Here is a 21,587-nt window from a genome sequence, read left to right as displayed (position 1 = left end):
CTGCCATTCGCAGCGCAGGGCATCCGGCGTAGCATGGCGGCATGGAACAAGCCGATGCTGATGCGTTTGCGCTGCTGGCGCTGATCCGGCAGCTGGGGGTGGCCAGTTCGGCACAACTGCAGGCTGCCACCGGCCGCAGCCAGCCCACGCTGTCGCGGCTGCTGCGCGCACTGGCCGCGCAGGTGGTGGTGCTGGGCAGCGGGCGCAGCACCCGCTACGGCCTGCCGCAGCCCTTGCTGGGCGCGCCCGCGGTGCAGCCGCTGCGCTGGGTGATGCCCGACGGCCGGCTGCACGACTGGGGCCGGCTTACCTTTCTGGCGGGCGACCGCGTGCATGTGCAGGCCGACGGGCTGGACAGCCTGACCCAGGGCAGCCTGCCCTGGTTCATGGCCCCGCTGCGGGCGCAGGGCTTCCTGGGGCGCGTGCTGGCGCGGCAATGGGCGCAGCGCGGGCTGGACGCCAACCCCGACCGCTGGTCGCTGGAACAGGTGCTGGCCACTGCGCTGTTGCTGCACGACGCGCCGGGCGCGCTGGTGCTGGGCGAACCGCCGGCGGGCAGCCTGTTGCCGCCGGCCACGGGCACGGAGCCCGACCTGGATGCGCTGGCCGATGAGGTGGCGGCCACGCTGCCGGCCGGATCATCCGCAGGGGGCGAGCAGGCCAAGTTCCTGACGCATGACGCCACCGGCCATCCGCTGATCGTCAAGTTCACACCGCCGCTGGACACGCCCTTCGGCGAGCGCTGGCGCGACCTGCTGCAGGCCGAGGCACTGGCGTTGCAGGTGCTGGCCGAGTGGGGCGTGCCGGTGGCGGCGGCGCAGGTGGTGCAGACGGCGCGCCGGGCTTACCTGGTGTCGCGCCGCTTCGACCGGCTGCCCGGCGGTGGCCGGCTGCATGCGGTGCCGCTGGATGCGGTGCATGCGGCCTTCGTGCCCGGTGGCCGGCAACACTGGGGCGCCACCTGCCGTGAGCTGGAACGCCAGCGCCGCCTGCCGCCCGGCGCGGGCGCGCAGGCCGAGGCGCTGCTGCACTTCGGCCGCCTGATCGGCAACACCGACATGCACTTCGGCAACCTGAGCCTGTGGGTGCAGCCCCAGGACGTGTCGCGCGGCCGCTTCACCGGCCTGGCGCCGGTGTACGACATGCTGCCGATGCGCTGGCGGCCCGACATGGCGCAGGGCCTGGTGGACATCGAGCCCTTCGAGCCCGATGCGGTGGCCCTGGGTTCGCCGGCGCGTGAGGTGGCGCTTCAGTTCTGGCAGCAGCTGGCGGCGCTGCCCGCAGCCTCACGCGCGCTGCGGCGAGCCGCGCAGGCGATGGCGCTGCGGCTTCAGCGGGGCTGAACCACTTCCAGCAGCCGGTCCAGGCCGCCTTCGTTGATGGCCACCATGGCCTGGGCGCGCACCTTGGGCTTGGCGTGGTAGGCCACTGAGAGGCCGGCCGCACCCATCATCGGCAGGTCGTTGGCGCCGTCGCCCACGGCGATGGCCTGGCGCGGCTCGAAGCCGTGCTCGGCGCACATGGCCAGCAGCGTGCGCTTCTTTTCTTCGCCGTCGCAGATGTCACCCCAGGGCTGGTCGACCAGGCGGCCGGTCAGGTGGCCGTTGACCACTTCCAGCACGTTGCTGCGCGCCGCGTCGATCTGCAGCCGTTCGCGCACCCGGTCGGCAAAGAAGGTGAAGCCGCCCGAGACCAGCAGCGTCTTCAGGCCCGCCTCGCGGCAGGTGCGCAGCAGCGTCTCGGCACCGGGGTTCAGGCGCAGGCGCTCGTCCAGCACCGCCTGCAACGCGCTGGCGGGCACGCCGGCCAGCAGGGCCACGCGGCGGCGCAGGCTGTCCTTGAAGTCGGTGATCTCGCCGCGCATCGCGGCTTCGGTGATCGCGGCCACCTCGGCCTTGCGGCCGGCGGCATCGGCGATCTCGTCGATGCACTCGATGTTGATCAGCGTCGAGTCCATGTCGAACGCGATCAGCCGGAAGTCGGCCAGGGCCAGCGGGGGTGTGAAACCCTGGATCACCAGGCCGTCAGCGGTGTTCGGTGCAGTCATTCGGTGGGCCGCGCAAAGCCCGGAATTTTAGTGGGGCGCGAGCGCAGCGAGCTTGGGGGCTCAACTGGTCACACGGAAGCTGCTCATCGCGTTCTTGAGCTTGTCCGATTCGCCCTTGAGCGATTGCGCTGCGGCCGACACCTCTTCCACCAGCGCCGAGTTTTGCTGCGTCACGCCGTCGATCTGCGCCAGTGCCTCGTGCACCTGGCCGATGCCCAGGCTCTGCTCATGCCCGGCCTGGCTGATGGCGCTCATCAGCGACGAGGCGTGTGTCACCCGCTCCAGCAGCTCGCGCATGGTCTTGCCGGCCTGTTCCACCAGCGTGGAGCCGGCGCCGATCTTCTCGGTGCTGTCGCCGATCAGGGTCTTGATCTCGCGCGCCGCCGTGGCACTGCGCTGGGCCAGGCTGCGCACTTCGCCGGCCACCACCGCGAAGCCGCGGCCCTGTTCACCGGCGCGGGCGGCTTCCACCGCGGCGTTCAGCGCCAGGATGTTGGTCTGGAAGGCGATGCCATCGATCACGCCGATGATGTCGGCGATGCGCGCCGCGCTGGCGTTGATCTCGGCCATGCGGCTTTCCACGCCGCGCATCAGTTCCTCGCCTCGCGTGGCCACCTGGCTGGAATCCATCACCACGCGGTTGGCCTCTTCGGCATTGGCCGCATTGGTGCGCACGGTGGCGGCCAGTTCGTCCATCGAGCTGGCGGTCTGCTGCACGGCCGAAGCCTGGCTCTCGGTGCGGGCCGACAGGTCGGCATTGCCGTTGGCGATCTCGTCGGAAGCCGACTTGACCATCTCCACGCTGCCGCGCACGTCCACCACCATGGTGCGCAGCTTCTTGCGCATGCTGTTGAGCTCGTAGCGCAGCCACGAGATCTCGTCCTTGCCCGGCGATTCGATCTTGGTTTCCAGGTCGCCGCCGCCCATGCGGATGACCACCTGCACCGTGTCTTCCACCGAGCTCTTGATGCTGCTGCGGATGAGGAATGCAGCCATGGTGATCAGGCCGACGCCGGCCGCCGTGGTGATGCCGATGGACCATGCGGCGCCCCCGGCGCCCAGCGCGTTCAGCCGCCACGCCGCCGAGGCGCCGATGCCCGTCATCACCGTTCCGGCCAAGCCAAAGCCGATCGTCGTCCTCTTCACGAGGCTGACCTTGCGAACCCAATCCATGTCCATCGTCTCCTGATCCAGCCGCGGCCCTCGTACCACCAAAGTAGCGGCCGGCTTGTGTTGGCATATCGGTTGACGTCAAAACACGCTGAAGCGGTCCGGCCCAACAATGGGGCCGTGAACCCGCCGATTAGAGTCAGCACCTTAATTTCGAGGGAGAAATGATGAAAGAAGTGATAAATGTCGGACTTCCGGCCCTGGCGCAGCCGTTTTCCTGGGCCACAAAGGCGCAGGGCTTGCTGTTCACCGCCCACGGTCCGGTGCGGCCGGACGGCAGCATCGACACCGGCCCGATCGAAGACCAAGCGCGGCTGACCTTCGCCAACCTGCGCCAGGCGGTGCAGGCGGCAGGCGGCACCCTGGCCGACGTGACCCAGGTGCTGATCTACATGACCGACGTGCAGGATATGAAAGCCATCGACGCGGTGTACCGCGAGTTCTTCGAGGCGCCGTACCCGAACCGGTCCAGCATGGGCGTCAACGGGCTGGTGGTGCCGGGCATGAAGATCGAGATCGTCGCTTACGCCTACCTGGGCGCTGCGGGCTGAGGCCCCCTCAAAGCGGCGCAGCGGCCTGCACCGGGCGATAGGCCTGCCGGGCGGTCCGCACCTGCTCATGGTGCTGCGCCGCCCAGTGCACCAGTTGGCGCATCGGGTCCATGAAGGAGGTGCCCAGCGGTGTCAGGGCGTATTCGACGCGTGGCGGCACGGTGGCGTAGGCCGTGCGCACCACCAGACCATCCTGCTCCAGACGGCGCAAGGTCTGCGCCAGCATGCGCTGCGAAACATCGGGGATGCGGGCCTTGAGCGTTGAAAAGCGCTGTGTGCCGCCTTCGTCCAGTGTGAACAGCACCAGCATCGTCCAACGATCGCCCAGCCGCTCCAGCACGTCGCGGATGGGGCACAGCTCGGCAAAGTCGGCAGTGGACTTGTGCAGGGTCATGGCAAGGCTCCGGGGCTGGGGATGGTGACGTCGGGGTAACCAAGTGACTTTCCGCGCCCTTCTTGTGGTCGCGAGGTCCTGGCGGCATGATTTTATTCAACGCTTATTGTTCGTAAGCTGGTTCTGAAACAGAACCATTGAATCATCCCCTCTCGGTCGTCTTCGGGCGGCCTTCACCGGAGCATCTCCATGTCGCAGCAACTCCTCGTCACCGGCGCCTCGGGCGCCCTGGGCCAGCGTGTCGTCCACCACTTGCTGCACACCCTGGGCGTCGCGCCCTCGCGCATCGTGGCCGCCAGCCGGCACCCTTCGGCCCTCTCGGCACTCGCGGGTTGTGGCGTGCGAGTGGTGGCCGCCGACTTCGACGACGCCGACACGCTGCCAAAGGCCTTCGAGGGCGTGGATCGCCTGCTGCTGATCAGCACCGACGCGATCGACCGGCCCGGCGCGCGCCTGCGGCAGCACCGAGCCGCCGTGGCGGCGGCCGAAGCGGCCGGGGTCCGGCACCTGGTCTACACCTCCATGCCGCAACCGAAGTCGTCCACCGTGTTGTTCGCGCCTGACCATGCCGGTACCGAGGACGCGCTGGCCGCCAGCCGCCTGCCGGGCTGGACGGTGCTGCGCAACCACTGGTACTTCGAGAACCTGTTCATGTCGCTGCCTGGCGTGCTGGCAGCCGGTGGGCGGTGGTTCAGCGCTGCCGGTGACGGCAAGCTGGCCAACATCGCGCGGGACGACCTGGCCCTGGCGGCCGCCACTGTGCTGGCCGGCAGCGAGGCGGGCCGGCACACCTACACCCTGAGCGGCGGCCAGGCACTCACTACCGCGGAGCAGGCGGCGGCCATCGCGCAGGTGCTGGGCCGGCCCGTCGAGGTGATTCCCGTGCCGGTGGAGGGTCTGGTGCAGGGCATGGTGGGCGCCGGACTGCCGGCGCCGCTGGCGCAGGTCCTGGCGTCCTTCGACACCAACACCGCCGCCGGTCATGTCGGCCAGGTGACCGGCGACTACCAGGCCATCACCGGCCGGGCGCCGCAACGCTTTGCCGACTGGCTGCAGGCCCATCGGCAGGCGCTGGCGGGCCAGTGAACGCGGCACATCCTGCGTCCACTTCACCAGAGATTGGGCTGTCTGCCATGACGACGACCCCCGTTGCACTGCCGACCTACTTCCTCAGCCATGGCGGCGGCCCTTGGCCCTACATGACGGGTCCGTTCCGGGAAGCGATGCGCCCGCTGGAGGCGTCCCTGCTGCAAATGCGCCGCGAGTTGGGCGACCGGCCGCAGGCCGCGCTCGTCATCTCGGGGCACTGGGAGGCCAAGGGCTTCGCCATCTCCTCGGGCGCGCGCCCGGGGATGGTGTACGACTACCACGGCTTCCCCGAGGTGCTGTATCGCATCCGGTATGAAGCGCCGGGGTCGCCGACCCTGGCGGCCCGGGTTCAAGCGCTTCTGGCAGGCCGCGGCCACCCGGCCCGGCTGGATGCCGATCGTGGCTTCGACCACGGTACCTTCAGCGTGATGAAGGTGCTGTATCCCGAGGCCGACCTGCCGGTGGTGCAGTTGTCGCTGGACGCCGGTCTCGATCCGGCCCTGCACCTGGACATGGGCCGCGCACTGGCGCCGCTGCGCCAAGAAGGCGTGCTCATCATCGGCAGCGGGCTGAGCTTTCACAACCTGCGCATCTTCGGCAGCGCTGAGGGCCATGCGCCCTCGCGCCGCTTCGATGGCTGGCTGCAGGAGACGGTGCTGCAGTCCGCGCCGCAGGAGCGCGAGCGCCGGCTGCTGGCCTGGACGTCCGCGCCGTCCGCCCGCATCGCCCATCCGCGTGAAGACCATCTGCTGCCCTTGATGGCCGTGGTGGGGGCCGCGTGGGACGAGCCCGCCACTCGCACCTACCACCAGCAGGACCTGCTCGGCGGCCTCACGGTCTCGAGCTTCCGCTTCGGGGCGCTGCCAGCCGCAGCCGCCTAGGCTTCCTTCGGCTGCCCCAGCGACCGCAGGACGTCGCGGATCAGCTGCACCCGGTCCTTGACCTCGGGCGTGTCGCGCTCGATGCGCAGCTTGTCGTTGCCGGCCAGCTTGATGTGCCGGTTCTTCTGCACCAGCTCGATGATCTTCATCGCGTCCACCGGCGGGTTGGGGCGGAAGCTCAGCACCATCAGGCGCGGCGCGGCGTCGATCTTGCTCACGCCATAAGGCTTGGCCAGCACCCGCAGCCGGTGGGTGTCGAACAGCGTCTGGCCCTGCGGCGGCAGCTTGCCGAAGCGGTCGGTGATCTCTTCGAGCAGCGTGTCGATCTGCGCCGGCGTGCTGGCGGTGGCCAGGCGCTTGTACAGGTTCAGCCGCGTGTGCACATCGCCGCAGTAGCTGTCGGGCAGCAGCGCGGGCGCATGCAGGTTGATCTCGGTGGCCGCGCCGAACACGCCGCCCAGCGGGCTCAGCAGGTCGGGCTCCTTGCCGTTCTTCAGCGAGCGCACCGCCTCGTTCAGCATGTCGTTGTAGAGCTGGAAACCCACCTCCATCATGTTGCCGCTCTGGTTGTCGCCCAGCACCTCGCCGGCGCCGCGGATCTCCAGGTCGTGCATCGCCAGGTAGAAGCCCGAGCCCAGCTCCTCCATCTGCTGGATGGCTTCCAGCCGCTGCGCGGCCTGCTTGGTCAGCGTCTCCACGTCGGGCACCATCAGGTAGGCATAGGCCTGGTGGTGGCTGCGGCCCACGCGGCCGCGCAGCTGGTGCAGCTGCGCCAGGCCGAACTTGTCGGCCCGGCTCATGATGATGGTGTTGGCCGAGGGCACGTCGATGCCGGTCTCGATGATGGTGGAGCACAGCAGCACGTTGAAGCGCTGGGCCACGAAGTCGCGCATCACCCGCTCCAGCTCGCGCTCGGGCATCTGGCCGTGGGCGATGCCGATGCGCGCCTCGGGCAGCAGCGCTTCCAGCTTCTGGCGCCGGTTCTCGATGGTCTCGACCTCGTTGTGCAGGAAGTACACCTGGCCGCCACGCTTGAGTTCACGCAGCACCGCTTCGCGGATGACGCCGCTGGTCTCGGTGCGCACGAAGGTCTTGATGGCCAGCCGCCGCTGCGGCGCGGTGGCGATCACGCTCAGGTCGCGCAGGCCTTCCAGCGCCATGCCCAGCGTGCGCGGGATGGGCGTGGCGGTGAGCGTGAGCACGTCCACCTCGGCCCGCATGGCCTTGATGGCCTCCTTGTGGCGCACGCCGAAGCGGTGTTCCTCGTCGATGATCAGCAGCCCCAGCCGCTTGAACTTGACGCTCTGGCTCAGCAGCTTGTGGGTGCCCACCACGATGTCGATGGTGCCGGCCTCGATGCCTTCCAGCGCCGCGTTGATTTCCTTGCCCGAGCGGAAGCGTGACAGCTCGGCCACCTTCACCGGCCACTTGCCGAAGCGGTCGGCGATGTTCTGGTAATGCTGCTCGGCCAGCAGCGTGGTGGGCGCCAGCAGCGCCACCTGCCGGCCGCCCAGCACCGCCACGAAGGCGGCGCGCAAGGCCACCTCGGTCTTGCCGAAGCCCACGTCGCCGCACACCAGGCGGTCCATCGGCCGCGGGCTCACCATGTCCTGGATCACCGCATGGATGGCGGCACGCTGGTCGGGCGTCTCCTCGAAGCCGAAGCTGGCCGCGAAGGCCTCGTAGTCGTGCGGCGAGAAGCGGAAGGCATGGCCTTCGCGCGCCGCACGGCGGGCATACAGGTTCAGCAGCTCGGCCGCGGTGTCGCGCACCTGTTCGGCGGCCTTGCGCTTGGCCTTGTCCCATTGCGGCGAACCCAGCTTGTGCAGCGGCGCTTCGTCGGCGCTCACGCCGGTGTAGCGGCTGATCAGGTGCAGCTGCGCCACCGGCACGTACAGCGTGGCCTTGTCGGCGTACTCCAGGTGCAGGAATTCGCTGGGTCCGTCGCCGAGGTCGATGTTGAGCAGTCCGACGTAGCGGCCGATGCCGTGGTTGACGTGCACCACCGGGTCGCCCACCTTCAGCTCCGACAGGTCCTTGATCAGCGCATCGACGTTGCTGACCTGTTCCTGCTTGCGGCGCCGGCGTGAGCTGGGCGCGGTGGAGAACAGCTCGGTTTCGGTGAGGAACTGGATCGACGTGTCGGGCGTGTGCCAGTGGAAGCCCTGGGCCAGCGGCGCGGCGGCAATCGCCACCTTCTCGTCGCCGGCCTCGAACTCGGCCAGGGTGGCCACGCTGGGCACGTCGATGCGGTGGTCGCGCAGCAGCTCCAGCAGGCTTTCGCGGCGGCCGTCGCTTTCGGCCACCAGCAGCACGCGGGCCGGCGTGTTCTTCAGGTGCGCTTCCAGGCCGGCCAGCGGCTCGGTGGCGCCGCGGTCCACGCTCACGTCGGGCAGCGGGCGCGCCCAATCTGAAGGCTCCACGCCGCGCAGCGACAGCGTGGCATGCGCATGCGTGAGGCCGAAGAAGTCCTCGGGCTTCAGGAAGAGCTGCTCGGGCGGCAGGATGGGCCGCTCGGGGTCGTGCTGCAGGAAGCGGTGGCGGTCGCGGGTATCGGTCCAGAAGCGGGCGATGGACTCGTCCACCGCGCCGTGCAGCACCACCGCGGCCTGCTCGCCGAAGTAGTCGAACATGGTCGCCGTCTCGTCGAAGAACAGCGGCAGGTAGTACTCGATGCCGGCGGTGGCGATGCCGGCCGCGATGTCCTTGTAGATGCGCGACTTGGTGGGGTCGCCGTCCAGCTTCTCGCGCCAGCGGGCGCGGAAGGCGGTGCGGGCGGCCTCGTCCATCGGAAACTCGCGGCCGGGCAGCAGCCGCACCTCGGGCACCGGGTACAGGCTGCGCTGCGAGTCGGGGTCGAAGGTGCGGATCGAGTCCACCTCGTCGTCGAACAGGTCGACGCGGTAAGGCACCGGCGAGCCCATCGGGAAGAGGTCGATCAACCCGCCGCGCACCGCGTATTCACCGGGCGACACCACCTGGCTCACATGCTGGTAGCCGGCCAGCGTCAGCTGCGACTTGAGGCGCGCTTCGTCCAGCCGCGTCTTCTGCTTGAAGTGGAAGGTGGTGCCCGCCAGGAAGCTGGGCGGCGCCAGCCGGGTGAGGGCGGTGGTGGCGGGCAGCAGCACCACGTCCACGTCGCGCTCGGTGGCCTGGTGGCCGGTTTGCGTGTGGCTCCACAGCCGCCACAGCGTGGCCAGCCGCTCCGAGATCAGGTCCTGGTGCGGGCTGAAGGTGTCGTAGGGCAGCGTCTCCCAGTCGGGGAACACCGCCACGCGGATGCCGGGGGCGAAGAAGGGCAGCTCATCGGCCAGCCGTTGCGTGTCCGATGGCTCGGCCGTGACGATGGCCAGCAGCCGGCCTTCGGCGGCGCGGGCCTGGGCCAGGCGTGCCAGCAGCAGGGCATCGGCAGAACCAGGTGGGCGGGGGAGGGTGAAGCGCTTGCCGGGCGCGATGGACGGCAGGGGAACGGTCGGCGAAGCCATTGCGAATTCTAGAATCCGGCCGATGACCCAGCCCGCCGAGCGGATGCCCCGCTGCTACGCCCTTGTTCCCTGCGCCGGCATCGGCGCTCGATCGGGGGCCGATGGTCCCAAGCAGTACGTGCCGCTGGCCGGGCGTGCCATGGTGGCCCACACGCTTGCCGCATTGGCCGCCGTGCCGCGGCTGGCGGCCACGCTGGTGGTGCTGTCGGCGGACGATGCGGCGTTTGAATCCGCGGTGCCCGGCTATGGCGCGCATGAAGCCACCCAATGGCTGGCCCGCTGCGGCGGCAGCAGCCGTGCCGCCACCGTGGCCAACGGCCTGCAGGTGCTGGTGGAGCGTGGCGCACAGCCCGACGACTGGGTGCTGGTGCACGACGCCGCCCGCTGCCTGGTGCAGCCGGCCTGGATCGACCGCCTGATCGACGCCTGCTTGCCCGACGAGGTGGGCGGCCTGCTGGCCTTACCGGTGGCCGACACGCTGAAGCAGGCCGATGCGCAGGGCCGCGTGGCCGCCACCATCGACCGCAGCGCCAAGTGGGCCGCGCAGACGCCGCAGATGTTCCGCCTGGGCCTGCTGCAGCGGGCGCTGGCGGCCATTGGCGATGCACCCACCGACGAAGCCGGCGCCATCGAGGCGCTGGGCTTGCAACCCCGCCTGGTGGTGGGCGATGCGGCCAACTTCAAGGTCACCTGGCCGGGCGATTTCGCGCTGGCCGAACGCCTCATCACCACCGCCAGGAGCGCTGCATGACCATTGAAACCGAAGCCGACATCGAGGGCCTGCGCCGTGCCGGCGCGTTGGTGAGCGACGTGCTGCATGCGATGCTGGACGCGCTGGAGCCCGGCATGCGCACCGACGAGCTGGACGCCATCGGCCAGCGCATGCTGGCGGCCGCGGGCGCCCGGTCGGCGCCGCAGCTCACCTACGGCTTTCCCGGCGCCACCTGCATCAGCATCAACGAAGAAGCGGCCCATGGCGTGCCGGGCGCGCGCCGCATCGCCAAGGGCGATGTGGTCAACATCGACGTGTCGGCCGAGCTGGACGGCTACTTTGCCGACACCGGCGGCACCCGCGTGGTGCCGCCCGCCACGCCGGTGAAGACGCGGCTGTGCTGGGCCGCCCGCCATGCGCTGGACGAAGCGCTGGGCCAGGCCCGTGCCGGCCGGCCGGTGGCCGCCATCGGCCGCAGCATCGAACGGGTGGCGCGGCAGACGGGCTTTCGCATCCTGCGCAACTTGGGCAGCCACGGCGTGGGCCGCGCGCTGCATGAAGCGCCGGAGTTCATCCCGGGCTTTGCCGACCCCAGCGAAAAGCGGGTGCTGCAAGCCGGCATGGTGATCACCATCGAGCCCTTCCTGTCCACCCGCGCCCGCATCGCCGAAGACACCGGCGACGGCTGGACGCTGTCGGGCGGGCCCGGCAACCTGTCGGCGCAGTTTGAGCACACGCTCATCGTCACCCACGGCGCACCCATCGTGCTGACGAGGCATTGAGCCTCGATGACCCCTTGCCCACAGGACACCTGACCATGACGACTCCCACGATCCCCGCCTTGCGCATCGGCGAAGGCTGGGACACCCACCAACTGGTCACCGGCCGGCCGCTGATCCTGGGCGGTGTGACCATCCCGCACAGCCATGGCCTGCTGGGCCATTCCGATGCGGACGCGCTGCTGCATGCCATCACCGACGCGCTGTTCGGCGCCGCCGCGCTGGGTGACATCGGCCGCCACTTTCCGGACACCGACCCGGCCTTCAAGGGTGCCGATTCGGTGGCGCTGCTGGTGGAAGCGGTGCGCCGCGTGCGTGCCGCCGGCTGGGAGCCGGTGAACGTGGACGCCACCATCGTGGCCCAGGCCCCGAAGATGGCGCCGCACATCCCGGGGATGCGCGAGCGCGTGGCCGCCTCGCTGGGCATTCCGGTGGAGCGGGTCAACGTCAAGGCCAAGACGGCCGAGAAGATGGGCCCGGTGGGCGAGGGCCGCGCCATCGAGGCGCGGGCGGTGGTGCTGCTGGCGGGCCGCTAACCGCGGCCGGCGCCGGGCCGCTCCCAAGCGGCTGCGGCAACCCGCTCGGCGGGTGGGCCCATGTACTCATGGGACCGGGTGCTCTATCGCACCGCGGCCGCCGCCCGGCCGCTCCGAAGGCGGCCGCGGCAACCCGCTCGGCGGGTGGGCCCGCGTACCCGCGGGACCGGGTGCCCCATTCAAGCGCGGCCAGCGCCGGGCCGCTCCCAAGCGGCCGCGGCAACCCGCTCGGCGGGTGGGCCCGCGTACCCGCGGGACCGGGTGCTCCATCTACGGTGCGCGCTTGAGGCGCACATGCGCCACCAGGCCGCCGTCGGCCGCGTTGGCCAGCTCCAGGCTGCCGCCCATGCGCTGCAGCGACTTGTCCACGATGGCCAGGCCCAGGCCGGCGCCGGTGGCGGCGGTGCGGGCGGTGTCGCCGCGGTAGAAGGGCGTGGTCAGCTCGGCCAGCTTCTCGGGTGCCACGCCGCGGCCATGGTCGCGCACGCTCACCGTCACCCAGGGGCCGGCGCGCGAGTAGCTGACGTCGATCCGCGTCACGCCGGTGCCGGGCGTCTGGCCATAGCGGCGGGCGTTCTCGAACAGGTTCTGGAACACGCGGCCCAGCTCGGTCTCGTCGGCCATCACCTTGATGTCGATGGCCACGCGCGAGGTGATCTGCAGCGCCGGGTCGCGGAAGCCGGCCGACTCGCGGTCGATCAGCATCGACAGGTGCACCGGCACCAGGCGCGTCTCGCCGGGTCGCGCGTAGTCCAGGAACTTGTCGATGATGTTGTCGAGCTGGTCGATGTCCATCGCCATGTTGCGACGGGCTTCTTCGTCGTTGACGCTCATCTCCGCTTCCAGCCGCAGCCGCGCCAGCGGCGTGCGCAGGTCGTGGCTGATGCCGGCCAGCATGATGGCCCGGTCTTCTTCCACCTTGGCCAGCTCGCGCGCCATGCGGTTGAAGCCCATGTTCACCTCGCGGATCTCGCTGGTCAGCGTGTTTTCGTCCAGCCGCGAATCGAACTCGCCATCGCGGATGCGGCTGGCCGCGAACGACAGCTCACGCAGTGGCTGGTTGATGCGCCGGGCGATGGCCACCGACCCCACCAGCGTGGCCAGCAGCGCAATGCCCACCCAGACGAACCAGGTGCCCGGTGTCAGCGGCACCACGCGCGTGGGCTCGGCCTGCAGCCAGTAGAGGTCGTTCTCGATGGTGAAGCCCACCCAGAGCCCTTCGCGGCCATTGACCGAGCGGGCCACCAGCGTTTCAGCGCCCAGGCGGCTGTGCAGTTCCTGGCCCACGCGGCGGGTGAAGCGGTCGACCTCGAAAGGCTCCCAGCGGTCGCCCGGCTCGCGCGGCAGCACCCGCAGCGCGTCCTGGTCGTCCATGGTCTTGACGATGGAGGTGCGGCTGATGCTGTCGGAGTAGCGCAGCGCGGCCCGGCTCAGGTTCACCAGCGCGGCGATCTGCTGCGCCGCCTGCACCGCACGTGGCTCGAACTCGAGCGCGCGCAGCGTCTGGACCCACGCGAAGATGCCGCCGGTCAGCAGCAGGGCCAACAGGACGAAGGTGCGCCAGAAGAGGCTGAGGGCGACATGACGGCTACTCATCGGCCGTGAGGATGCCGGGGTTCCACATCAAGCTGCACCGTCCGGCACGAACACGTAGCCCACGCCCCAGACGGTCTGGATGTAGCGCGGCTGCGCCGGATCGGGTTCGATCATCTTGCGCAGGCGGCTGATCTGCACGTCCAGGCTGCGGTCGAAGGGCTCGAACTCGCGGCCGCGGGCCAGCTGGGCCAGCTTGTCGCGGCTCAGCGGCTGGCGCGGATGGCGTACCAGGGCCTTGAGCATCGAGAACTCGCCGGTGGTCAGCGCGATCTGCTCGCCGTCCTTGGTCAGGCGGCGCAGCGAGAGGTCGAACTCGAAGGGGCCGAAGGTGACGGTCTGCGCCTCCTTGGCCGGTGCGCCCGGTGCTTCCATCGCCGGGCGGCGACGCAGCACCGCGTGGATGCGGGCCAGCAGCTCACGCGGGTTGAAGGGCTTGGGCAGGTAGTCGTCGGCGCCCACTTCCAGGCCGACGATGCGGTCCACGTCTTCCACCTTGGCGGTGAGCATGATGATGGGCGTCACGTCGTTGGCGGCGCGCAGCCGGCGGCAGATCGACAGGCCGTCTTCGCCGGGCAGCATCAGGTCGAGCACGATGAGGTCGATCGTCTCGCGGGTGATCACGCGGTTCAGCGCCTTGGCATCTTCTGCCAGCAGCACCTCGAAACCTTCCTGCGTGAGGTAGCGCCGCAGCAAATCACGAATGCGGGCGTCATCATCGACCACGACGATGCGATCCGGCCGTGTGTTTGCGGGTGCGTTCATAAATGGACTCCAAACTTGTAACAGGCGCATTGTGCGCAGGAAAGACTAAGGGTTTACCCTCGTTCTGACCCGTGGTTACAAGTCTTTCGGTAACCAATGAGTTTGCTGAAGGTCAACCCCGCGTCGCCGTCGCCAGTTGTTGGCAGGGGCCATGCCCGTCGTGCAGGCCGCCACTCACGCGGGGGTGGGTCGCTGGCACGCTGATGGCTGCACGGCGTCACCTTCATTTGCCCAAGGAGCTTCATGAAACTCAAGATCGCCCGTTCCAGCGCCACCGTGCGCGGTTTGGCCTTGCTGGCCGCCCTCGGTGGCGGTGCGCTGCAGGCGCATGCGCAAGCCGTGGCGTCCGCGGTGGTGCCGGCGCCGCAAGGCGTGCTCAGCCTCAATGCGAGCGCCAGCGTGGAAGTGACCAAGGACCTGCTGTCCATCACCTTCACTGCCAGCCGCGACGGCAGCGATGCGGGCACGGTGCAATCGCAGCTCAAGCAGGCGCTGGACGCCGCGTTGGCCGAGGCGCGCAAGGTGGCCAAGCCGCAGCAGGTGGAAGTGCAGACCGGCAACTTCTCGCTGTACCCGCGCTATGCGGCCAAGGGCGGCATCAACGGCTGGCAGGGCACGGCCGAGTTGGTGGTGCAGGGTCGTGACATGGCGGCCATCTCGCAGCTGGCCGGCCGCATCCAGAGCATGGCCATTGGCCGCGTGGCCTACGGCCTGTCGCGCGAGGCTTCGCAGAAGGTGGAGGCGGAGGTCACGGCGCAGGCCATCCAGCGCTTCCAGGCCCAGGCCGCCGAGATTGCCAGGCAGTTCGGCTACCAGGGCGCCACGGTGCGCGAGGTGAACGTGCAGACCAACGAGCCCGGCATGGTGCCGATGGCCGCCAAAGCCTACATGCGCGCCGCCGCCGCGCCGATGGACGAGGCCCTGCCGGTGGAAGCCGGCAAGGGCACCGTGACCGCCACCGTCAGCGGCACGGTGCAGATGAACCGGTGAAGCCGGGCTGAGGACTTACTGCGCCACCCAGCCGCCATCGACGTTGATGGCGGCGCCGCGCAGGTTGTCGGCCGCGGCCGAGCACATGAAGACCGCCAGGTCGCCCAGCTGCTCGGGCGTGGTGAACTGCAGCGAAGGCTGCTTCTCGCCCAGCAGGTCGCGCTTGGCCTCGTCCACCGAGATGCCTTCGCGCGAGGCACGGTCGTCGATCTGCTTTTGCACCAGCGGCGTCAGCACCCAGCCGGGGCAGATGGCATTGGCGGTGACGCCGGTGGTGGCGGTTTCCAGTGCCAGCGCCTTGGTGAAGCCCAGGATGCCGTGTTTGCTGGCCACGTAGGCCGACTTCTGCGCCGAGGCCACCAGGCCATGCGTGCTGGCCACGTTGATGATGCGGCCCCAGTTGCGCTGCTTCATGCCCGGCAGCGCATGGCGCGTGGTGTGGAAGGCCGAGCTGAGGTTGATCGCGATGATGGCGTCCCACTTCTCGGGCGGAAAGTCTTCCACCAGCGCCACATGCTGGATGCCGGCGTTGTTGACCAGGATGTCGACCGCGCCGAACTCGGCCTCGGCCGCGCGCACCATGGCCTCGATGTCGGCCGGCTTGCTCATGTCGGCACCGTGGTACCCCACCTTCACGCCCAGCGCTTCCACCTGCGCCTTGGGGCCCGCATGGTCGCCGAAGCCGTTGAGCATGATGTTGGCGCCCTGGGCCGCCAGGCGCATCGCGATGCCCAGGCCGATGCCGCTGGTCGAGCCCGTGACGAGGGCGGTCTTTCCTTTGAGCATTCAAGATCTCCGTGAGGGGGTTGCTACGATGCATTATCAAACGCAGGGGGCCGCTTCCATGACCATCGAACCCGTTCTCAAACACGTGCAATGCCTGGGCAGCCGCGGCCTGCATCGCATGGCGTACTGGGAGTGGGGCGACGCCCGCAATCCGCGGGTGCTGGTGTGCGTGCACGGCCTCACGCGGCAGGGCCGCGACTTCGACGTGCTGGCCCGTGCGATGGCGGGCGAGTACCGCGTGGTGTGCCCCGACGTGCCGGGCCGCGGCCACTCCGACTGGCTGGCCGACCCCACCGGTTATGCGGTGCCTTCGTACGTGGCCAGCATGGTCACGCTGCTGGCCCGGCTGGACGCCGAGCAACTGGACTGGGTGGGCACCTCGATGGGCGGGCTGATCGGCATGGGGCTGTGCTCGCTGCCCGGAGCGCCGGTGCGGCGGCTGGTGCTCAACGACATCGGCCCGGCCATAGCCTATGAAGGCCTGGCCCGCATCGGCACCTACGTGGGCAAGCCGGTGCACTGGCGCACCGAACAGGAAGCCGCCGACGCCTTGTGGGCCATCTCGCAGGGTTTCGGTCCGCATTCGGCCGAGCAGTGGCTGGCCCTCACGCGGCCGCAGCTGCGCCCCGATGGCGATGGCTTCAAGCCCCACTACGACCCGGCTATCGGCCTGGCCTTCCAGCACATCACGCGCGAGAACGCGGCCGCCGGTGAGGCCATGCTGTGGGCGGCCTACGATGCCATCGCCTGCCCGACGCTGCTGCTGCGGGGCGTGCAAAGCGATCTGCTGAGTGCCGCCACCGCCCAGGCCATGAGCGGCCGCGGGCCGCGTGCGCGGCTGGTTGAATTTGAAGGCGTGGGCCATGCGCCCACCTTGGTGCAGCCCGAACAAGTGAAGGCCGTGCGCGATTTCCTTTTGTCCCCGTGAAGAGCCACGCCCCCGAGATCACCAACGACGACGCGGCCACCATCGTCCGGCTGGCCGACGTCTCCGACGAACTGGATGCCAGGCACCGCGCCCGCGCCTTCGCGCAGCCGCTGCTGCAGGGCGAGCTGCTGGACACCGGCGAGGACGCGCTGGGCCATGCCGATGGCGTGGCCGCGATCCTGCACGACATCGGCGCCTCGCCGGCGATGCAGGCGGCGGCCTACCTGGTGTATTCGGCCGACTTCCTGCAGCGGCCCGAGGAAGTGATCGCCAAGGCCTTCGGTGCTTCGTATGCCGGGCTGGTGGTGCACACCAACAAGCTGGTGCAGATCCAGCGCGCCGCCCGCGAGGCGCGGCTGGCCGTGGCCGACCGTGCGGTGCAGACCGAGCGCGTGCGCAAGATGCTGCTGGCCTTCTCGCGCGACCTGCGGGTGGTGCTGCTGCGCCTGGCCTCGCGGCTGCAGACGCTGCGCTGGTATGCCGCCTCGCGCACGCCATGCCCCAAAGCCCTGGCGCTGGAAACCCAGCAGGTGTTTGCGCCGCTGGCCAACCGCCTGGGCATCTGGCAGATCAAGTGGGAGCTGGAAGACCTCTCGTTCCGCTTCCTGCGGCCGGATGAATACAAGCGCATGGCGCGGCTGCTCGATGAAAAGCGCATCGAGCGTGAGGCGGGCGTCGAGGCCTTCCGCCAGCAGCTGGCGCAGCAGCTGCAGGACGCGGGCCTGAAGGCCGAGGTGCAGGGCCGGCCCAAGCACCTCTACAGCATCTGGAAGAAGATGCAGGGCAAGGGCCTGGACTTTGCGCGTGTGTTCGACGTGCGGGCGATGCGCGTCATCGTGGCCGACATCCCGGCCTGCTATGCCGCGCTGGCCCATGTGCAGCAGCGCTACCGGGTGGTGCAGGGCGAATACGACGACTACATCGCCAAGCCCAAGCCCAACGGCTACCAGTCGCTGCACACCGTGGTGCTGGACGACGACGGCCGTACCGTGGAAGTGCAGATCCGCACCCGTGCCATGCATGAGTACGCCGAGTTCGGCGTGGCCGCCCACTGGGCCTACAAGGAAGCGGGCACCAAGGGCTATGCCGGCGTGTCGGCCGCCGGTGCCGATGACGAGCGCGTGGCCGAGGCCCGCCGTTCGGTGCTGCGCCAGCTGCTGGCCTGGGAACGCGACTTCGCCGGCCAGGGCGCCAACGATGCGGCGGGGCAGGGCGACGAGCGCATCTACGTGTTCACGCCGCAAGCCGCGGTGATCGAGCTGCCGGCCGGGGCCACGCCGGTGGACTTCGCCTACACGCTGCACACCGACCTGGGCCACCGCTGCCGCGGCGCCAAGGTCGATGGCGTGATGGTGCCGCTGAACACGCCGCTGGCCAACGGCCAGACGGTGGAGATCAATGCCATCAAGGAAGGCGGGCCGTCGCTCGACTGGCTGAACCCCGAGCTGGGCTACCTGGCCAGCTCGCGCGCCAAGACCAAGGTGCGCGCCTGGTTCAACGCGCTGGCGCAGTCGCAGACCATCGCCAAGGGCCGCGAGCTGGTGGAAAAACTGCTGCAGCGCGAAGGCCGCACCGCCATCAAGCTGGAAGAGCTGGCCTCGCGGCTGGGCTTTCGCAGCGCCGATGCGCTGTTCGAGGTGGTGGGCAAGGACGAGTATTCGCTGCGCAACATCGAGCAGCTGCTGCGCCCGGCGGCCGACCCGCCCACGCCCGACGAGATCGTGGCGCTGCGCCGCTCCAAGGGCGACGGCAGCACGCCGCGCGGGGGCGTGCTGGTGGTGGGCGTGGATTCGCTGCTGACCAACCTGGCGCGCTGCTGCCGGCCGGCGCCGCCCGACGTGATCGGCGGCTTCGTCACCCGCGGCAAGGGCGTGGCCGTGCACCGGGTGGACTGCACCAACTTCCGCAACATGCGCGCCCAGCAGCCCGAGCGGGTGATCCCCGTCACCTGGGGCGTGGGCGAGGGCGCCCGTGGCGAAGCGGCCGTCTACCCGGTGGACGTGGTGGTGGAAGCCGCCGACCGGCCGGCGCTGCTGCGCGACATCTCCGAAGTGTTTGCCAAGGAGAAGATGAACGTGACCGGCGTGCACACGCAGTCGGTCAAGCATGTGCGCGGCGGCACCGCCTGGATGACCTTCACCGTGGAAGTGAGCGACGCCGCGCGCCTGGCCGCGGTGCTGGGCCAGGTGGCGCGTGTGGCGGGGGTGCGGCATACCAGGCGCAAGTAGGCCGATGGCTGCACCCTGTCCACAGGGTTAACCGGGAGGGAACCTGCGGACCGGCCGCCACTCCATGCCAGGGTCTTGTTGCCACCCTGCCTGGAGACGACGATGCCGAATGTCCTGCCCGCCCCCAAGGAAGCCCTGGCCCGCGCACTGGCGATGATGGTCGCCGCCAATGGCCGCATCGATGTGAAGGAACTGGACGTGCTGGACACGCTCGGGGCTTTCGGCCGGGTCGGCGTCAGCCGCGAACGCTTCATCGACATCGCCTGCGACTGCGTGGCCGAGGTGGGGGCCTACCTGTGCGACCGCTCGTGGTTGTCGGTCGACCATGTGCGCTACCTCAACACGCTGCTGGACGCCGTCACCGACACGCAGGACCGGCTGCTGCTGTGCCGGCTGGCGGCGGCGGTGATCACCGCCGACGGGCAGGTGAGCCAGGACGAGCGGCTGGTGTACGACCATGCGCTGGCGCGCTGGCGCATCAGGCAGTCCGACGTGTCGCGCGCGATCCTGGCTGATCCTGTGAACTGAGTTGGCCCCCAAGCTCGCTGCGCTCGCGCCCCCCCCGAGGGGGATCTCAGTCCCTTGGGGCGGCCCGGCGGGACTGAGGTCCTTCGTCTTTCAGCCGCTGCCGCACGAACTGACCGGCCACGAAGATGTCCTGCTCGACCGCGCGGCGCACGGCCGCGCTGTCCCCGGCTTGCAGCGCCTTCATCAACGCCTCGTGAGCGTCGTTGAGCACGCCGGCCGCGGCGGGGGTGTCGAACAGCCGGTTGCTCACCGGCCCCGCCTTGAGCCACAAGGTGTCGATCAGGCTGAACAGCAGCGGCGAGCCGGCGGCGCGGTACAGGATGACGTGGAAGTCCTCGTTGGCGGCCAGGTAGTCGTCGGCGTCCTGGCGGGCCAGCGCCTCGTCCATGCGCGTGCACAGCGCCTGCAGCTCGTGGCGCTGCGCCGCCGCCAGGCGCAGGCTGCCGCGCTCGGCCGCTTCGCCTTCCAGCAGCATGCGCATCTGCAGCAGGTCGTCAAACTCGGGCACCGACAGGCGCGGCACGGCCACACCGGCGTTGGGCACGTTCACCAGCGCGCCTTCGGCCGCCAGCCGCTGCAGCGCGGCGCGCACCGGCATCTGGCCCACGCCCATGGCGGCGGCCACGGTGCGTATCTTCAGCCGCTCACCCGGCAGGAAGCGGCCCACCGTCACCCACTGTCGCAGCGCCTGGTACACGCTGTCCTGCTGGGTGGTGCTGGCCTCGGTGTCGTCGTCGCTCAAGCCGTCTCTCCGCGGCACAACTCGGCCAGCACTTCGGCAAAGGCACCCAGCAGCCGTTGCACCTGGGCCGGCGTGGTGTCGGGGCACACCAGCATCATGTTGTGGAAGGGCGTGATCAGCACGCCGCGGTTGAGCAGTGCCAGGTGCAGCGCATGCTCCAGCGGCGCGTCCATCGCCGCCTCGGCCTGGCTGCCGTTGCGCGGCGGCTGCGGGCAGAACTGGAATTCGACCCGGGCGCCCACCTGCGTGACGCACCAAGGCAGGCCGTGGCCGGCGATGGCGGCGCGCAGGCCGTCGGCCAGCTGGCCGGCCAGCGCGTGCATGGGCTCGAACACCGGCGGCGTCATCAGCTGCGTGAGCGTGGGCCGCATCGCGGCCATGGCCAGCAGGTTGGCCGTGAGCGTCGTGCCGATGCCCGAATGGCCGGGCGGGGCAGCGCGCTTGGCGGCTTCGGCCTGTGCCGCCAGTTCGGCTGTAAAGCCGTAGGCCGCGCAGGGCATGCCGCCGCCCAGGGCCTTGCCCACCACCACCGCATCGGGCTGCAGGCCGTGGGCGCGGCCATAGCCGCCGGGGCCGCTGCTCAAGGTGTGGGTTTCGTCCAGCACCAGCAGGCTGCCGTGGCGGCGGATCAGGCGCTGCGCCTCGGCCCAGAAACCGGGCTCGGGCAGCACCATGCCGATGTTGGTCATCACCGGCTCGGCCAGCACGCAGGCCACATCGCCCGGGGCCAGCGCGGCTTCCAGCGCGGCCAGGTCGTTGAACTCCACCACCCGGGTGGTGGCCGTCAGCGCGTGCACCTGGCCCAGCAGGCTGGCGCGCTGCACCGGCTGGCCGTCCACCAGGTCGACGAACACGTCGTCCACCGTGCCGTGGTAGCAGCCGTTGAACACCAGCAGCACGCGGCGGCCGGTGGCGGCGCGCAGCCAGCGCAGCACGAAGCGGTTGGCGTCGGTGGCGGTCATCGCGAACTGCCAGCGCGGCAGGCCGAAGCGCTGCGCCAGCAGCTCGCCGACCACCGCGGCGTCTTCATTGGGCAGCATGGTGGTGAGCCCGCGCTGCGCCTGCGCGGCCAGCGCCTCGGCCACCGGGGTGGGCGAGTGGCCGAACATCGCGCCGGTGTCCCCCAGGCAGAAGTCGGCCAGGGTGTGGCCGTCGACGTCGGTCAGGGTGGCGCCGCGGGCTTCGGCCACCTGCAGCGCGAAGGGCGTGGACCAGTCGTTCATCCAATGCAGCGGCACGCCGAACATCAGCTGCGGCGCGGCGCGGTCCGACAGAGCGCGGCAGCGCGGATGGCGTTGCACATAGGCCTCGCGTTCACGCGCCAGCAGGGCCTGCACGCGTGCGGGCGGCACGCCGGTGGAGTGTGGGGTGTGCGTCATCGTG

The 21,587-nt window shown here is 70.0% G+C and carries 20 protein-coding genes; 11 read left to right on the top strand and 9 right to left on the bottom strand.

From position 1 onward, the window contains the following. Nucleotides 1-41: 41 nt before the first annotated feature. Nucleotides 42-1,343 (top strand): HipA domain-containing protein, encoded by a 1,302-nt coding sequence (locus MW290_RS23980; RefSeq protein WP_250196862.1) that lies wholly within the window; start codon nt 42-44, stop codon nt 1,341-1,343. Here the strand turns inward: MW290_RS23980 and serB are convergent. Together serB and MW290_RS23970 are read right to left on the bottom strand one after the other, a co-directional pair. Further along, a complete protein-coding gene (gene serB / locus MW290_RS23975) occupies nt 1,331-2,047 on the bottom strand; it encodes a phosphoserine phosphatase SerB (protein ID WP_250196861.1) in 717 nt (238 codons plus the stop codon). The genes MW290_RS23980 and serB overlap by 13 nt on opposite strands. Before the next feature lie 60 nt (nt 2,048-2,107). Next, a complete protein-coding gene (locus MW290_RS23970; protein WP_250196860.1) occupies nt 2,108-3,193 on the bottom strand; it encodes a methyl-accepting chemotaxis protein in 1,086 nt (361 codons plus the stop codon). Nucleotides 3,194-3,384: 191 nt separating this feature from the next. Between MW290_RS23970 and MW290_RS23965 the strand changes: the two genes are divergently transcribed. Further along, a complete protein-coding gene (locus tag MW290_RS23965) occupies nt 3,385-3,768 on the top strand; it encodes a RidA family protein (protein ID WP_250196859.1) in 384 nt (127 codons plus the stop codon). Between the two features lie 7 nt (nt 3,769-3,775). Here MW290_RS23965 and MW290_RS23960 read toward each other — a convergent pair whose 3' ends face one another. Continuing rightward, nucleotides 3,776-4,162, bottom strand: coding sequence for a winged helix-turn-helix transcriptional regulator (locus tag MW290_RS23960; protein WP_250196858.1), 387 nt, complete (start codon nt 4,160-4,162; stop codon nt 3,776-3,778). Between the two features lie 189 nt (nt 4,163-4,351). Between MW290_RS23960 and MW290_RS23955 the strand changes: the two genes are divergently transcribed. After that, nucleotides 4,352-5,248 carry an NmrA family NAD(P)-binding protein gene (locus MW290_RS23955; RefSeq protein WP_250196857.1) on the top strand — a complete coding sequence of 299 codons (897 nt, stop codon included), beginning with the start codon at nt 4,352-4,354 and terminating at the stop codon, nt 5,246-5,248. Between the two features lie 47 nt (nt 5,249-5,295). Then, the gene (locus MW290_RS23950; RefSeq protein ID WP_250196856.1) at nt 5,296-6,132 is read left to right on the top strand and encodes a DODA-type extradiol aromatic ring-opening family dioxygenase; all 837 of its coding nucleotides are present in this window, start codon (nt 5,296-5,298) and stop codon (nt 6,130-6,132) included. On the opposite strand, the gene mfd is transcribed toward MW290_RS23950, so the two are convergent. Further along, nucleotides 6,129-9,617: a transcription-repair coupling factor gene (gene mfd, locus MW290_RS23945; protein WP_250196855.1), complete on the bottom strand. Its 3,489-nt coding sequence runs from the start codon at nt 9,615-9,617 to the stop codon at nt 6,129-6,131. The two genes, MW290_RS23950 and mfd, sit on opposite strands and share 4 nt — an antisense overlap. Before the next feature lie 22 nt (nt 9,618-9,639). Here mfd and ispD point away from each other — a divergent pair, with 22 nt between their 5' ends. From ispD to ispF, 3 genes are read left to right on the top strand one after another with little or no spacing between them, the layout of a single operon-like run. Further along, nucleotides 9,640-10,368, top strand: coding sequence for a 2-C-methyl-D-erythritol 4-phosphate cytidylyltransferase (gene ispD / locus MW290_RS23940; protein ID WP_250196854.1), 729 nt, complete (start codon nt 9,640-9,642; stop codon nt 10,366-10,368). After that, a complete protein-coding gene (gene map, locus MW290_RS23935; RefSeq protein ID WP_250196853.1) occupies nt 10,365-11,111 on the top strand; it encodes a type I methionyl aminopeptidase in 747 nt (248 codons plus the stop codon). The genes ispD and map overlap by 4 nt, the downstream gene beginning before the upstream one ends. Before the next feature lie 35 nt (nt 11,112-11,146). After that, nucleotides 11,147-11,644, top strand: coding sequence for a 2-C-methyl-D-erythritol 2,4-cyclodiphosphate synthase (gene ispF / locus MW290_RS23930; protein WP_250196852.1), 498 nt, complete (start codon nt 11,147-11,149; stop codon nt 11,642-11,644). Between the two features lie 270 nt (nt 11,645-11,914). Here the strand turns inward: ispF and MW290_RS23925 are convergent, their stop codons facing one another. Both MW290_RS23925 and ompR read right to left on the bottom strand, forming a co-directional pair. Next, a complete protein-coding gene (locus MW290_RS23925) occupies nt 11,915-13,240 on the bottom strand; it encodes a sensor histidine kinase family protein (protein ID WP_250196851.1) in 1,326 nt (441 codons plus the stop codon). A gap of 27 nt (nt 13,241-13,267) precedes the next feature. After that, nucleotides 13,268-14,002 (bottom strand): osmolarity response regulator transcription factor OmpR, encoded by a 735-nt coding sequence (gene ompR, locus MW290_RS23920; RefSeq protein ID WP_046111400.1) that lies wholly within the window; start codon nt 14,000-14,002, stop codon nt 13,268-13,270. A gap of 243 nt (nt 14,003-14,245) precedes the next feature. Here ompR and MW290_RS23915 point away from each other — a divergent pair, with 243 nt between their 5' ends. Continuing rightward, the gene (locus tag MW290_RS23915) at nt 14,246-14,992 is read left to right on the top strand and encodes an SIMPL domain-containing protein (protein ID WP_250196850.1); all 747 of its coding nucleotides are present in this window, start codon (nt 14,246-14,248) and stop codon (nt 14,990-14,992) included. A 15-nt stretch (nt 14,993-15,007) separates the two neighbouring features. Here the strand turns inward: MW290_RS23915 and MW290_RS23910 are convergent, their stop codons facing one another. Continuing rightward, nucleotides 15,008-15,778 (bottom strand): 3-hydroxybutyrate dehydrogenase, encoded by a 771-nt coding sequence (locus tag MW290_RS23910; protein ID WP_250196849.1) that lies wholly within the window; start codon nt 15,776-15,778, stop codon nt 15,008-15,010. A gap of 58 nt (nt 15,779-15,836) precedes the next feature. On the opposite strand from MW290_RS23910, the gene MW290_RS23905 reads away from it, so the two are divergent. The 3 genes from MW290_RS23905 (at nt 15,837) to MW290_RS23895 (ending at nt 19,462) form a co-directional block, all read left to right on the top strand. Next, nucleotides 15,837-16,706, top strand: coding sequence for an alpha/beta fold hydrolase (locus MW290_RS23905; RefSeq protein ID WP_250196848.1), 870 nt, complete (start codon nt 15,837-15,839; stop codon nt 16,704-16,706). Between the two features lie 41 nt (nt 16,707-16,747). Further along, the gene (locus tag MW290_RS23900; protein WP_250200100.1) at nt 16,748-18,934 is read left to right on the top strand and encodes a RelA/SpoT family protein; all 2,187 of its coding nucleotides are present in this window, start codon (nt 16,748-16,750) and stop codon (nt 18,932-18,934) included. A 102-nt stretch (nt 18,935-19,036) separates the two neighbouring features. Continuing rightward, complete coding sequence (locus MW290_RS23895) at nt 19,037-19,462, top strand: hypothetical protein (protein WP_250196847.1); 426 nt, start codon at nt 19,037-19,039, stop codon at nt 19,460-19,462. 46 nt (nt 19,463-19,508) lie between these two features. On the opposite strand, the gene MW290_RS23890 is transcribed toward MW290_RS23895, so the two are convergent. Together MW290_RS23890 and MW290_RS23885 are read right to left on the bottom strand one after the other, a co-directional pair. Next, nucleotides 19,509-20,204: a GntR family transcriptional regulator gene (locus MW290_RS23890; RefSeq protein WP_250196846.1), complete on the bottom strand. Its 696-nt coding sequence runs from the start codon at nt 20,202-20,204 to the stop codon at nt 19,509-19,511. After that, nucleotides 20,201-21,583: an aspartate aminotransferase family protein gene (locus MW290_RS23885; protein ID WP_250196845.1), complete on the bottom strand. Its 1,383-nt coding sequence runs from the start codon at nt 21,581-21,583 to the stop codon at nt 20,201-20,203. The genes MW290_RS23890 and MW290_RS23885 overlap by 4 nt, the downstream gene beginning before the upstream one ends. Between the last annotated feature and the right edge of the window lie 4 nt (nt 21,584-21,587).

The sequence above is a fragment of the Aquincola tertiaricarbonis genome (assembly GCF_023573145.1).
Classification (GTDB): Bacteria; Pseudomonadota; Gammaproteobacteria; order Burkholderiales; family Burkholderiaceae_C; genus Aquincola; species Aquincola tertiaricarbonis_B.
Note: the sequence above shows the minus strand (reverse complement) of the source record. Positions and strands in the feature narration are given on the sequence as shown.

Excerpts from the sequence above, each read along its gene's own strand:
- serB (WP_250196861.1), bottom strand. The coding sequence starts at position 2,047 with ATGACTGCACCGAACACCGCTGACGGCCTGGTGATCCAGGGTTTCACA.
- MW290_RS23965 (WP_250196859.1), top strand. The coding sequence starts at position 3,385 with ATGAAAGAAGTGATAAATGTCGGACTTCCGGCCCTGGCGCAGCCGTTT.
- MW290_RS23950 (WP_250196856.1), top strand. The coding sequence starts at position 5,296 with ATGACGACGACCCCCGTTGCACTGCCGACCTACTTCCTCAGCCATGGC.
- MW290_RS23885 (WP_250196845.1), bottom strand. The coding sequence starts at position 21,583 with ATGACGCACACCCCACACTCCACCGGCGTGCCGCCCGCACGCGTGCAG.
- MW290_RS23955 (WP_250196857.1), top strand. The coding sequence starts at position 4,352 with ATGTCGCAGCAACTCCTCGTCACCGGCGCCTCGGGCGCCCTGGGCCAG.
- MW290_RS23960 (WP_250196858.1), bottom strand. The coding sequence starts at position 4,162 with ATGACCCTGCACAAGTCCACTGCCGACTTTGCCGAGCTGTGCCCCATC.
- mfd (WP_250196855.1), bottom strand. The coding sequence starts at position 9,617 with ATGGCTTCGCCGACCGTTCCCCTGCCGTCCATCGCGCCCGGCAAGCGC.
- MW290_RS23910 (WP_250196849.1), bottom strand. The coding sequence starts at position 15,778 with ATGCTCAAAGGAAAGACCGCCCTCGTCACGGGCTCGACCAGCGGCATC.
- MW290_RS23905 (WP_250196848.1), top strand. The coding sequence starts at position 15,837 with ATGACCATCGAACCCGTTCTCAAACACGTGCAATGCCTGGGCAGCCGC.
- map (WP_250196853.1), top strand. The coding sequence starts at position 10,365 with ATGACCATTGAAACCGAAGCCGACATCGAGGGCCTGCGCCGTGCCGGC.
- ispF (WP_250196852.1), top strand. The coding sequence starts at position 11,147 with ATGACGACTCCCACGATCCCCGCCTTGCGCATCGGCGAAGGCTGGGAC.
- MW290_RS23915 (WP_250196850.1), top strand. The coding sequence starts at position 14,246 with ATGAAACTCAAGATCGCCCGTTCCAGCGCCACCGTGCGCGGTTTGGCC.
- ispD (WP_250196854.1), top strand. The coding sequence starts at position 9,640 with ATGACCCAGCCCGCCGAGCGGATGCCCCGCTGCTACGCCCTTGTTCCC.
- ompR (WP_046111400.1), bottom strand. The coding sequence starts at position 14,002 with ATGAACGCACCCGCAAACACACGGCCGGATCGCATCGTCGTGGTCGAT.
- MW290_RS23925 (WP_250196851.1), bottom strand. The coding sequence starts at position 13,240 with ATGAGTAGCCGTCATGTCGCCCTCAGCCTCTTCTGGCGCACCTTCGTC.
- MW290_RS23895 (WP_250196847.1), top strand. The coding sequence starts at position 19,037 with ATGCCGAATGTCCTGCCCGCCCCCAAGGAAGCCCTGGCCCGCGCACTG.
- MW290_RS23980 (WP_250196862.1), top strand. The coding sequence starts at position 42 with ATGGAACAAGCCGATGCTGATGCGTTTGCGCTGCTGGCGCTGATCCGG.